A 12,203-nucleotide genomic window follows, 5' to 3' on the forward strand; every position below is an offset into this window, starting at 1 on the left:
AACTATTCTGCAGATGGGACTGGCTTAGCAGCCGGAACCGGGGCAGGGGTCGCGTCGGAAGTGGTTGCGGCTGGAACGGTCGCAACCTCGCGCACGTTTCCCGCACGCTTGCGCTGCTTATTGACGAAGGCGTCGATTACCTGCGCGGCCAGCCGAGCCGAATTGTTGCCCCAGTTTCCGTGCTCCCACAGCACGGCGACGACGATATCGGGGTTGCGCCGCGGGGTCATGCCGACGAACCAGGCATTCGGCTGGGTCTTATGGCCGCCGCCCGAACGCGCCAGCGCGTCGTGGCTCATGACCTGCGCGGTGCCGGTCTTTCCAGCGAAGTCGATACCGTCCAGATGCGCCGCATAGGCCGTGCCGATCGGGCTTCCGGTTACGTTGGCCATGGCATCGGTGATAATCTCCCAGTTCTCCTTGGAGAGAGGGATCGTCGTCTCGCCGGAGCCGGGAAAGCTCTCGTGGATGGCCTCAAGGTCCTGCGAGGAGACTTCGTCGGGAAAGACCACATGGGGACGATGGAAGACGCCGCCGGAAGCGATACCGCCAAGGGCACGGGCTAGCTGGACCGGTGTGACCGTGACCGCTCCCTGCCCGATGCCGACCGAGATCGTCTCACCGGCGTACCAAGGCTGATGGAGGGTGCGCAGCTTCCACTCCGTAGAAGGCATGGTTCCGGTGGCCTCGTCGGGCAGGTCGATTCCGGTGCGCTGCCCCAGGCCCACTGATCTGGCGTACCGCGCGATGGTATCGATACCCAGACGGTTCGCCAGCGTGTAGAAGAACGTGTCGCAGGAGTACGGAATGGCGTTATTGATGTTGACCATTCCATGATGCTGGTCGCAAGCGTAGAAGTGTCCGTAGAAGGTGGCTCCGCCCTGACAATCGACATGCATGTCCTGGGCGATGCCCTCCTGAAGACCCGCCACCGACATGATGATCTTGAAGGTGCTGCCCGGCGCAAGCTGGGCCTGAGTCGCCTTGTCGAGCAGCGGATGGTCAGGGTTATTGAGGATCTGGTCCCAGTAGCTCTTGGTCAGGCGGCCCGAGAACTGGTTGGGATCGAAAGTAGGACGCGAAGCCAGGGCGAGCACTTCGCCAGTGTGCGGATCGAGCGCGACGATTGCTCCCACCTTGCCTTCGAGGGCCTTTTCGGCGGCCATCTGTATATCGAGGTCGATGGTGAGGCGAAGATCTTTGCCGGGGATGGCGAGGGTCTCGCCGAGATGGCCGAGTTCCTTGCCATGGCTGTTGACGATGACGTCTTTATATCCATCGGTACCGCGCAGGACGGAGTCATAGGTCTCCTCTACGCCGGAGCGGCCAACGACATCGCCGGGATCGTAGAAGGCGTAGCGGGGGTTGTCGAGCATCTCCTCGGAGACCTCGCCGACGTAGCCTATAAGGTGAGCGGCGAAGCCGTCGCGGGGATAGAGGCGTCGTTGCACGTCGAGGGTTTCCAGTTCGGGCAGCTCGTTGCGATGGGCCTCGATGAAGGCCTGTTCGTCGGGTGTAATGTCCTGCTTCAGCGGAATGGGCTGGTACTTGGGAGCGGCCTGGTAGTGGCGAAGGATCGCCTGAATCTGATCGATGGGAATGTTCAGACCGCGGGAGATGAGCGGCAGATCGAGGTTGATGTCCTTGACCTGCTCGCGCAGCAGATAGCAGGAGACCGAGGGATAGTTATCGACGAGAAGGCGGCCTTCGCGATCGAAGATGCGGCCTCGGGGCGCAAGGATAGGGACCTTGCGAATGCGATTGGCATCGGCGAGCGCGCGGAAGTTATCTGCACCGAGAACTTGAAGCCGCCATAGCCCGGTGATGAGGATGGCAAGAATGAGCGCGATGATATATTGCGCGGAATGGAGCTTGCCTGCGGGAAGCTTTTCAGCTTTGCCGTTGAGACCCAGCGTGGAATGTTCGGGATTTTGTGCTGGTTCCATGGTGGCTCGGCTTTCAGTTTACGGCTTGCAAATTAGACGGTGAAGAGCGGTGATTCAGTACTTTGGTGGCTATTCCGTACGTTTGGTGTAGTCGAGCAGGAAAAAGATGGGGATAGCAACGACCGTGTTGGCACAGGCGCGGATCAACTCGTGTCCCCAAAAGAGATGGTAGTCAGGCAGACCGAGGAGGCGATGGTCGATGAGAAAGAGCAGAACGCTGTTGATCAGAGAAAAGATAAAGGTGATGAGGATGCGGGTGAGCGGGCTTTCCACATCGACCTGTAGCCCAATGCTTGCAGCGACATAGCCGATGGCGGACTTGGCCATTCCATTGACGCCGATGGGCTGGTTGGTCAGCGCGTCCTGCAAGAGGCCGATGACTGCGCCGGTTAAGGTTCCGGCAATGGGGCTGCGGCGGCTGACTGCGAAGAAAAGGACGACAATCAGTGGCAGATCGAGCAGCGAGAAGCGCGGAAGCAGCTTGGGAACAAAGGCCTGCAAAAAGATCGCCAGCAGCGGCACAAACAGCGTGACGAGCGGCGAGAAGGTGTGCTGCTCGAGTTCCTGACGGGATGTGTAGCTGCGGTTGAGCATTCTTTTACTGGTTTTGTGGTGCGGTCTGGGTGCCGGGCTGTGTATTGGCCGGGTTACTGGTTTGGGGAGCCTTACGCGGCTTCTGCTGTCCGCTGCTCGGCGCATTGCCTGGTGAAGTCGGTGATGGAGCTGATGGAACAGCCGTATTTTGGTAGGTGCTTCTCGCTCCGGGGGTCAGATCGGTAGCCGGAGGTGTGTCACCCGGGGTATAGCGGTCGGGATGAATTGTAGGCAGCGGATGCGGGATCGGCGGAGTGGTAGCCGCCGCCGGGGCTGTCGTGCCCGGAGCACCCGGAGTGGTGGGAGCTGCCGGTGGAAGGCTGGGCAAGCGGTCGGCCATGACCTCTGCGGCGGAGCGGGCGGAGGCTTCAGCGGCAGCCTCGGCATCGGCGGCAGCCTTGGCTTTGATGGCAGCGGCAGCAGCGGCTTGGGCCTCAGCGGTGGAGGCTCCAATGGCCAGGTCTTTTTGAGCCGCGGCGGGCAGCGTGGACTGTGTCCCGGTAATCACGAGCACTTCTTCGAGTTGGGAGAGGTTCGCCGCGGGTTTGATGGTGATGGCCGTGTAGGGCTGGTGGTCTGGGTCGGGCGCGATGGACTGGATGGTGCCGACGGGAAGGCCGCGGGGAAAGATCTGGTCGCCGCCCGAGGTCAAGACCGTCTCGCCGGGCTTGATGCGCGAGTCGGCGGTGAGATTGTTGATCTGAACCTGGCCATTGGGGGTGCCATGAAGGATGGCGAGGATGCGTGTGCTGCTGAGCAGGACTCCCGCGCCGGAGGTGGGGTCGCTGATGAGCAGCACCTGGGCGGTATGGGGAAATACATCCCGGATTTTCCCGACGATGCCGTCAGGGGTGATGACGGCCATGTCGGGGCGAAGGTGGAAGTCCGCTCCCTTGTCGATATAGAGGATGTGGGAGAGGTCGGTTCCGCTGGTACCGATGACCTGGGCAGCAACCGTCGAGGCAATGTAGTGCTGTTGGAAGGCGAGCAGCGCCTGCAGGCGATGGCCCTGAATGGCGTCTTCGGCGAAGGCGGCCTGTTCGAGGCGAAGACGGGCGATCTGCTTCTGAAGGTCCTGGTTCTGTTGGCGAACATTGCGCAGGTTCACGTAATTCGACCAGGCGGTGCGGGTGTCGAAGCCGATGAAGTGGAAGAATCGCTCGAAGGGGGTGACGCCGGCCACGACCCAGTAGCGCATGAGTGTGACGTCGTGGCTGTCGGGCGCGCCCGATTCGACGGGGCGGCGCACCTGGATAGCGAGGCCGATGGTCTGCGCGAGCAGCACCGCCACCAGGACGAGAACGTTCTTGAAACGTGTAAAGAAAGATTCCATGCGCTGCAACTATTATGTGCGAGATGACAGAGATCGTGGGGAGATACGGGGTAACTCCTTTGGGTAAGAGCTGCTGCTTTGGAACAGATTGATCATGCGATGTGAGGAGCATACCCCAGGGGCTAAAGCCCCAATTGTCGAAGTCTTTGAGAGGGCCAAGGCTGAAGCCTTGGCGTACCCAGAGGCAACAGCAAGCGCACTAAAAAAATACGAGGAAGACAAGAACGCAAGGCCGGGGTGTTAGTAGCGCCAGCTTTTGGTGTCAGCTCCGGACGGTGCAGTCTTTAACATGTGCTCGACCATCTGCGGGATGACACGCTGCGCCCAGTTGTCGCGGTTCTGCTCCATGGTGTACTCGGACGGACCTCCGCTATAGCAGTGGGGCATGCCGGGGCCGTATTGGAAGGTCGCATCGGAGTGGGGGTTGCGGGTGTCGCTGAGCGCGGACTGGAGAAGGTGGACGGCGTTGTTGAGGAAATAGGTGTCGCCATCGCCGACTGTCAGATGCAGTTTGCCCTCGAGCTTCGGACCGAGCGTTGGCCAGTCGCGCTGCATGATGGCGGTGAGGTCATAGTGATCGTGCCAGTAGGCCACAGTGGACTTGTCGATGTCGCCGGTGAGGGGGTCGATGACCTCTTTGGGGTAGCCGTCGGGGCCTGCGGGAGAGAAGACGGCCTGCCAGATACCCCACTGGTCGGTGGAGCGGCCGTGAGTGCCGAGGACGTACTCGTAGCGGTAACTGCCTCCGGTGTCGGCGATGACGGAGCCGTCAGGCTTGCGGTCGGCGGCGATGGGAACTTCACCGAAGTCGCCGCGACGGACGAAGGCGTTGGTGTCAGTGTAGAGATCGACGTTCTGGTAGGCGTGGAAGTCTATCGGGTCGGGGCAGGCGGTGTAGGTGCCGTTGTACATGTCCGGATAGAAGACCTGGGTAGCGAGTGACTCCCATCCGCCGGTGCTTCCGCCGAAGGTGGCGCGCGCCCAGCCCTGTCCGATGCCGCGGTATTTTTGCTCGATAGCGGGAATCAGCTCTTCGTTAATGGCCGAGCCATAGGGGCCAACGTTAGCCGAGTCTACGTCATAGGAGTCGTCGTAGTAAGGATTGGCGCTCTGAACATAGATGAGGATGACACGAGGAAGACGTCCCGAGGTCCAATCCTGAAAAAACTTGTAGCCGGCGGCGAGATGCGCCAGGTGAGCTTCGCCAGATGGCGGAGGTGTGGTGATGAACGGGACAGGAGCAGCGAAGCCGGGGTGGTAGTGGTCCTGATAGACGACCAGAGGGTAGTGGGCGTCGGGGTGAGAGTCGAAGCCATCGGGAAGGAGTACCCATACGCCAAGGTACATGTCCCGCCCCCAGAACCGGCTCAGCTTTTCGCTGCGGAAATGGATGTACTTGAGCCACTTTGCGGCAGGATCGTGGGCAGCGATGAAGGCGGGGTCACGGTCGGTGCCCTCAATGGGAGCAATCACTTTATCGAGGGTGAGCTTGAGCGTCTGCTTCGACTCTGGGTCGATGTGGAGCTTGACCGGCGTGTTGTACGGGTTGCCGGGCTTACGGTTCCAGTGCTGCCCCTCGCCCTTGTCCGGCGGCAGCCAGAGGGTCTTGCCCGAGGCAAGGTGGAACTGCTCGTAAACGTTGAAGACGGCCTGTACATTGTAGTCGCCGGGTTCGAGGTCGGCGAGCGATCTGCGCGGATAGCCAATGGTCTTATCGTCTACGACGATGGGGTGGTTGGGGGCAAGGTCGGCCACGTCCACACCGAACGCCTGTGCGGAGACGTAGGTCTCTTCGAGCTGCATTCGAGGCTCGGGGCTGTTCTTCTTCGCTATCACCAGGATGAGATGGCCGGTGAGAGGTGCGTTGGCCGGGATGGTGACTTCAATGCGCTGCGCGAACGACGGTGAAGCAATCAGGAAGGCGGCGACTAGGACAAGAACAGAGCGCATGGATTGCCTCGGATAGGCGTTGCATTTCGAAGGGTAAGGATAACAGGTGAAAATCATTCGAAACAGTAGCGCAAGTCCGCATCCCCGGCGAGAACGCGCCAGAGATGCAGATATCTCCCGCTCTACTTCGGCTGGAAGACGAGCGGCGTGAAATGGACGAGGTTATCGCGCCACACCAGCCAACTATGCAAGCCCGGCGTCTCGACGCAGCCGCGACAGCGCATAATTGAGTGATGCCCTTTCGTTCTGGTTTTGTCTCCATCATTGGCCGGCCTAATGCCGGTAAGTCCACCTTGCTGAATGCCCTGCTGGGGCAGAAGCTCGCGATTGTGACGCACAAGCCGCAGACGACGCGGACGCGGATTCATGGCGTGCTTGAGGTCCCACTGAAAAAGAAGGGCAAGGGAGAGCCGGGACATCCAGCAGCGCAGGTGGTGCTGGTGGATACGCCGGGGGTGCATAAGCCAGAGACTCAGCTCGACAAACGCATGATGCAAGAGGTGCATGATGCGCTGGAGTCGCGTGACGCCGTGCTGTTTATTGTGGATGTGACCCATCGACTGGCGAAGACCGGATCGGAAAAGACTACCGGGCGCATGGCGATGAGCGCCGCCGAGGATGACTTTGCGCTGTCTCTGGTAAAGAAGCTGGAGTGCCCGGTGATTTTGGTGCTAAATAAGATCGACGCCGTGCGTAAGGAAGAACTGCTGCCGCTGATTGCGCACTGGAGTTCGCTGCACGATTTTGCCGAGGTCGTGCCGATCTCAGCACGAAAGAAGGAAGGGCTGGAGCTACTGCTGGAGAAGATCGTCGGGCAGTTGAAGGAGGGGCAACGGTATTTTCCGAAGCATCAGTTAACCGACCAGCCGGAGCGGTTTCTTGTGGCAGAGCTGATTCGCGAGAAGATTCTGATGCTGACGGGAGAAGAGGTTCCCTATGCGACCGCTGTAGTGATTGAGCGGTACGAAGAACCTGCCTCGCTGAAGAAGATGAAGGATGGAAAGTTGCCGGTGACCAAGATCGCGGCTGCGATTTACTGCGAGCGGACGGGGCAGAAGGCAATCCTGATTGGCAAGCAGGGAGAGATGCTCAAACGGATTGGCACAACGGCTCGCAAGGATATCGAAGGCCTGCTGGGTACGCGGGTGTTCTTAGAACTCTTTGTGAAGGTGCAGGAGGAGTGGCGCAGCTCGCGCGGCTTTGTCGAAGATTTGGATTGGCGGCGGCAGTTAGAGGAGATCGCCGAGAAACAGATGGGCGAAGAGAAGTAATCCTGCTGTGTTATTCCTTGACACTGACGCCGAGGGTCTTCATCTTGCGGTAGAGATGGCTGCGTTCGAGGCCGAGGGATTCGGCGGTACGGCTTACGTTGCCGTGGTTTTCGTCGAGCTTCTTCAAAATGTAATCGCGCTCGTAGGCTTCGCGTGCTTCGAGCAGCGAGGCGAACTCTTCGCCACGGTTGAGGCGGCCTGATTCGGTGATCTTGCCGGGGCCGCGGTAGACGAGCATGGGCAGATGTTTCCGCTCGATGCGCTGCGTCTTGGGGTTGAGGATGAGGACGCGCTCAACGAGATTGCGCAGCTCGCGAACGTTGCCGGGCCAGTGGTATTGGCGAAGTGCGGTGAGGGCATCTTCGGTCATCTCGACGTGAGGCCGACCATACTGCTGGCCGAACTCCTGTAGAAATTCTTTGGCAAGCAATGGAATGTCTTCCTTGCGGTCGCGAAGTGGCGGAACGAAGAATGGGATGACGTTGAGGCGATAGAAGAGATCTTCGCGAAAGTTGCCACGGGCGATCTCCTCCTCGAGGTCCTTATTGGTCGCGGCTATGACACGGACGTCGACGTGGATCGGGTGCGAGGCTCCGACGGGGAGGAAGCGCTGCTCGTCCAGCGCGCGAAGCACCTTGGCCTGCGTCTTGAGGCTCATGTCACCTACTTCATCGAGAAAGAGGGTTCCGCCATCGGCGCGTTCAAAGGTGCCCTTCTTTTCCTGCGGGCCGCTGGTTCCGGCAGGAACGGCTCCGTGACGGTAGCCGAAGAGTTCGCTTTCGATGTAGTCCTCGGGGATGGCGGCGCAGTTAAGCTCAACGAAAGGACGGTCTTTGCGCAGGCTTTCGGCGTGCATGGCCCGGCCGATGAGTTCCTTGCCGGTGCCGGATTCGCCGAAGATGAGGACGCGGCCGTTCGTGGGAGCCATTAACTTGATCTGCTGACGCAACGCCTTCATAGGCACGCTCTGGCCGGTGACAGTTCCCTTCACCGCGAGCTGACGCGAAAACTCCTCGTTGTCTTCGCGCATCTGGCGGGCCTTCATCGCATTCTTCAGAACGATGAGCGTGCGGTCGAGCGAGAGCGGCTTTTCGAGGAAGTCGTAGGCTCCAAGCTTGGTCGCGCGCACGGCAGCCTCAATCGTTCCGTGGCCGCTGATGATGACGACCTCGGGAACATTGGCGCGATCGAGCGTGCGGATCTCGGCTAGGGTTTCGAGGCCGTCGCGGTCGGGCAGCCAGATGTCGAGCAGAACGACATCGTAGGCAGCGTCGCGCAGCAGCTCGAGCGCCTCAGTCGCGGTGGCGCTGGTGGTGACGAGGTAGCCCTCTTCGCGCAGGATGCTCTCGAGCGATTCGCGGATCTCAGCTTCATCATCAACGATAAGAACGTGGTTCAAGCAGGGCCTCCATGGCCGTTGGTGATGGTGCTTGGGAGTTCGAGCTCGCTGTCGGTGCTGACTGCCGCTCTTAGTTCGATGGTGAATTTGGCACCGGCGGGAAAGTTCTTTTCGGCGCGAATCGTTCCCTGGTGCTCCTGAATAATTTTGGCGGCGATAGCGAGGCCGAGGCCGGTGCCGCGCTGCTTGGTAGAGAAGTAGGGAAGGAAAAGGCGCTCGCGCATCTCGTCGGTGAGGCCAGTGCCGGTGTCAGCGATGGAGAGCTCCACCATTCCGTTCTCGAGTTGCGCAGTACTGATGCGAAGTTCGCGGAGAAGGCTCTGCTGCATGGCCTCTGCAGCATTGTCGATGAGGTTGCCAAGGGCGCGCTTAAGTGCCTCAGGATCGGCCATCACCAGTGGCAGGCCGGAGGGCATTTTTTTGATGATCGCGATGTTCTGCATGCGCCCGGCAAACAGCGCCAGCGCGTTTTCGACGATGGTGTTGAGATCGGCAGGACGAGGTCGTGCCGTGGGAAACTCAGCCAGCGCGGCAAACTGATCAACGAGCGACCGCATGCTCTCAACCGACGAGCTAATGACTTCGCTGCAACGGCGGATGACGGCGGGCGACGGCGACTCGATGTTGTGGTCAGCGAGCGTGGTAGAGACGCGGTCGATGTGGCGGTGAATCTGCTCGGCGCTGAGGCTGATGGGGGTGAGCGGATTTTTAATCTCATGCGCGACGCGGCGAGCTACCTCCTTCCACGCAGATTGCTTCTGAGCGCGAAGGAGTTCGGTCGCGTTTTCAAGGACGAGGACGTAGCCGCGATGTTCGCGGCTCATGCGATCGTGCTTACCCGGAGTCTCAAGCAGAGCGACGGTGGCGAGCAGGTTGAGGCTGCCGCCGAACCTGTCGTTGAGGCGCGCGACCTCGATCTCACTAGAGGCAGACCCCATGCGGTGGCTGCGCTTGATGAGGTGATCGATGACGTCAGCGACCTCAGGCGGGAAGACCTCTTCGATGACGCGGCCAAGGAAGGGGCGTTGACCGCCGGGGTCCATCATCTCGCTGAGGGCGCGGTTGGTGAGGACGATGCGGCGGTCGGCATCGAGCGTGGCGACCCCGTTGGGGATGGTTTCGAGCATCGTCTCAAGCTCGCTGCGGCGGGCTTCGAGCGCGGCGTTGGCTGCACTGAGCTGAACGGTGGAGTGCTCAACAGCGCGGCGGCTGCCTTCAAGATCGGCGGCCATGTGGTTGAAGCTGCGAACGAGCTCGCCCAACTCTTCGGTGGCGCCTTCGTCCACGCGATGGGCGTAGTCTCCGGCGGCGATGGCCTCCATCGCATCGCCCAGGGCTTCAACGGGCCGCGTGACCTGTTTAGCGATGTGGAGCGCCAGCCAACTGGAGGCGAAGAGCGCGAGGATCGTCATCATGAGCAGAAGGCTCATGTAAAGATTTCTGATCTGGCGGCGCTCGCGAAAGAGCACCCAGTAGGCTGCTGCCTCTTTGCGCAGGTGGGCCATGGTCGTGGCCATACCAAAGGGCATGGGCAGGCCGACGACGACGATGTTGCCGCGCTGAATGGTTGTAGCGGCGAGCGCGTAATCGGTCTGGCCGAGCGAAAAGATAGGAGCATCGCTGCGCTGCGCGGCGGCGAGAATCGCAGCGTCGGTGGGGGTGGTGCGCGGTGCATGCGCGCCCGATGCAGCCCCGGCTTCATCTGCGGGCGACTCCGGCAGCCATGGCTTTACCTCGGCGGTCGCCCCGTCTCGCTGAGGCATCTGGAAGCTGGCGATAGCGCGCCCATCGTGATAGACGATGGCGAATCCGTTCTGCAACGTGATCTCATGCTGACGCAGAATGGTGTCGATCGCCTCATGATCTTGCCGCGACGTTGGCTTCGTTGTGGAGTCTGCCTCCTGATGTGGAGCAAGCCGTGAGGCTCCCCGGCCCCGGCGCGGCCTGCGCACCTGCCGGCGGGCAGGCTGGATGACCGGCTTTTGTTCGGGAGCAGCACCTGCGGCGAGGATGCTCGATGCGATGGAATCAGCCTCGACGCGCGCGTTCGCCGTGGAGTATTGGGCGAGCGCGAGTGCCATGTGGTTACTATCGTCGCGCATCTGCGTCACCGGCTGCGAGAACCAGCGGTCGACGGCACGGTTCATCAGCAGATAGCTGAACGCGAACATGAAGACGATGGGCAAAAAGCTCACCAGCACCGCACCCCAGAGCATTCGCGTGCGCAGGCGCGATCCCATGACGCGGCTGCGCTGGTCCGCGTAGAGCTTGAGCATGTTGCGGACCAGCAATACAAGAATGATGACGAAGAGCAGGAACACCACAATCGACAGTCCGGTGAACAGGAAGATCTGCTCGAGATTGACGGGATGTGGAAGCCGCGGCGAATTAAATGCGTTGAGCGTGATGAGCACTATCAACAGCACAAGAAAGCACACGCCGAGGGCGATGATCAGAAGCTTTCGCCGGTTTGGGTTGGTGGGCATGGCCGTGCTCCTCGCTCCCCTGATTATAGGCAGCGAACGCTCCCGCTTTCTGCGTATGCTTCAGTTCACCAGGTTAATGACGGGCTGCCAGTCACGTCCCTGGGCAGTCGCGACCGCAGCGTAGGTAAGCACACCGTTGTAGGTGTTGACCCCCTCCGCAATTCCCTTATCTTCGCCGATAGCGGCCCTGGCTCCCAGGCGAGCCAGCTTTAATACGTAGGGAAAGGTCGCATTGGTAAGCGCAAGGGTTGAGGTATTCGGCACCGCCGCCGGCATATTGGTGACGCAATAGTGGACGACACCATTGACCTCGTAAGACGGATCGCTGTGTGTGGTGGGGTGCGCGGTCGCGATGCAACCGCCCTGGTCGATGGCCACATCGACGATCACCGCGCCCTTCTTCATTCGCTCAACCATCGTCCGGGTGACGATCTTGGGCGCTGCCGCGCCCGGAATGAGAACACCTCCGATGACCAGGTCGGCCTCACAGACGGCGCGCTCGATGTTGTAACTGTTGGAAGCCACGGTAAAGACACGGCCGTTGAATATATCGTCCAGTTCGCGCAGGCGATTCAGGTTCAGGTCGATCAGCGTAACCTTTGCGCCCATGCCGAGCGCAATCTTGGCCGCGTTAGTTCCGACGATGCCGCCGCCGATGATGCAGACGTTGCCGGGAGCGACACCGGGGACTCCGCCCAGCAGAACACCCCGACCGCCATGCTCCTTTTCAAGATAGGCTGCCCCGACCTGTATGCTCATGCGCCCGGCCACCTCGCTCATAGGCGTAAGCAGGGGGAGACCTCCGGTGCGGTCGCGCACAGTTTCATAAGCAATACCGATGACTTCGCTGTTCAGCAGCGCTTCGGTAAGAACGGGAACTGGCGCGAGGTGAAGGTAAGTGAATAAGACAAGCCCCTCGCGGAAGTGGCGATACTCCTTTTCGACAGGCTCCTTGACCTTGACGATCATCTCGGCGAGTCGCCACACGTCGTGTGCAGAGCCGACGATCTCCGCCCCTGCAGACTGGTACTCGTCATCGGGCATCGCGGAGAGCGCACCGGCGTCATGCTCAACCAGCACTTCGTGGCCAGCCTCGACCAGCGCCTTCACGCCGGCAGGCGTGACACCCACACGGCTCTCGTGATCCTTGACCTCTTTGGGAACGCCGACGATCATATTGCCTCTCAATATATCTTCGTTCGATGAACAACCTTTAACTAACTT

Annotated in this window: 8 protein-coding genes; 1 reads left to right on the plus strand and 7 read right to left on the minus strand. The window is 60.6% G+C overall.

Going from position 1 to position 12,203, the window contains the following annotated elements; all coding sequences use genetic code 11:
- Positions 1-2: 2 nt before the first annotated feature.
- From mrdA to IEW09_RS10685, 4 genes are all read right to left on the minus strand, one after another.
- Positions 3-1,946, minus strand: coding sequence for a penicillin-binding protein 2 (gene mrdA / locus IEW09_RS10670; RefSeq protein WP_188554109.1), 1,944 nt, complete (start codon positions 1,944-1,946; stop codon positions 3-5).
- 69 nt (positions 1,947-2,015) lie between these two features.
- Positions 2,016-2,540: a rod shape-determining protein MreD gene (gene mreD / locus IEW09_RS10675; RefSeq protein WP_188554110.1), complete on the minus strand. Its 525-nt coding sequence runs from the start codon at positions 2,538-2,540 to the stop codon at positions 2,016-2,018.
- A gap of 4 nt (positions 2,541-2,544) precedes the next feature.
- Positions 2,545-3,873, minus strand: a complete 1,329-nt coding sequence (gene mreC, locus IEW09_RS10680) for a rod shape-determining protein MreC (RefSeq protein ID WP_188554111.1) — start codon at positions 3,871-3,873, stop codon at positions 2,545-2,547.
- Positions 3,874-4,113: 240 nt separating this feature from the next.
- Positions 4,114-5,823 carry an alpha/beta hydrolase-fold protein gene (locus tag IEW09_RS10685; RefSeq protein ID WP_188554112.1) on the minus strand — a complete coding sequence of 570 codons (1,710 nt, stop codon included), beginning with the start codon at positions 5,821-5,823 and terminating at the stop codon, positions 4,114-4,116.
- A 233-nt stretch (positions 5,824-6,056) separates the two neighbouring features.
- On the opposite strand from IEW09_RS10685, the gene era reads away from it, so the two are divergent.
- Positions 6,057-7,094 (plus strand): GTPase Era, encoded by a 1,038-nt coding sequence (gene era, locus IEW09_RS10690; RefSeq protein ID WP_188554113.1) that lies wholly within the window; start codon positions 6,057-6,059, stop codon positions 7,092-7,094.
- A 10-nt stretch (positions 7,095-7,104) separates the two neighbouring features.
- Here the strand turns inward: era and IEW09_RS10695 are convergent, their stop codons facing one another.
- Genes IEW09_RS10695 through ald form a run of 3 tightly spaced genes read right to left on the minus strand, consistent with a single transcriptional unit; the run spans position 7,105 to position 12,155 of the window.
- Positions 7,105-8,493, minus strand: a complete 1,389-nt coding sequence (locus tag IEW09_RS10695; RefSeq protein WP_188554114.1) for a sigma-54-dependent transcriptional regulator — start codon at positions 8,491-8,493, stop codon at positions 7,105-7,107.
- Positions 8,490-10,979 carry a sensor histidine kinase gene (locus IEW09_RS10700; protein ID WP_188554115.1) on the minus strand — a complete coding sequence of 830 codons (2,490 nt, stop codon included), beginning with the start codon at positions 10,977-10,979 and terminating at the stop codon, positions 8,490-8,492. Before IEW09_RS10700 ends, IEW09_RS10695 begins: the two co-directional genes overlap by 4 nt.
- A gap of 60 nt (positions 10,980-11,039) precedes the next feature.
- The gene (gene ald, locus IEW09_RS10705) at positions 11,040-12,155 is read right to left on the minus strand and encodes an alanine dehydrogenase (RefSeq protein WP_188554426.1); all 1,116 of its coding nucleotides are present in this window, start codon (positions 12,153-12,155) and stop codon (positions 11,040-11,042) included.
- Between the last annotated feature and the right edge of the window lie 48 nt (positions 12,156-12,203).

It is taken from the genome of Edaphobacter dinghuensis (genome assembly GCF_014640335.1).
Taxonomy (GTDB): Bacteria; Acidobacteriota; Terriglobia; order Terriglobales; family Acidobacteriaceae; genus Edaphobacter; species Edaphobacter dinghuensis.

Excerpts from the sequence above, each read along its gene's own strand:
- ald (WP_188554426.1), bottom strand. The coding sequence starts at position 12,155 with ATGATCGTCGGCGTTCCCAAAGAGGTCAAGGATCACGAGAGCCGTGTG.
- IEW09_RS10685 (WP_188554112.1), bottom strand. The coding sequence starts at position 5,823 with ATGCGCTCTGTTCTTGTCCTAGTCGCCGCCTTCCTGATTGCTTCACCG.
- mreD (WP_188554110.1), bottom strand. The coding sequence starts at position 2,540 with ATGCTCAACCGCAGCTACACATCCCGTCAGGAACTCGAGCAGCACACC.
- era (WP_188554113.1), top strand. The coding sequence starts at position 6,057 with ATGCCCTTTCGTTCTGGTTTTGTCTCCATCATTGGCCGGCCTAATGCC.
- mrdA (WP_188554109.1), bottom strand. The coding sequence starts at position 1,946 with ATGGAACCAGCACAAAATCCCGAACATTCCACGCTGGGTCTCAACGGC.
- IEW09_RS10700 (WP_188554115.1), bottom strand. The coding sequence starts at position 10,979 with ATGCCCACCAACCCAAACCGGCGAAAGCTTCTGATCATCGCCCTCGGC.
- mreC (WP_188554111.1), bottom strand. The coding sequence starts at position 3,873 with ATGGAATCTTTCTTTACACGTTTCAAGAACGTTCTCGTCCTGGTGGCG.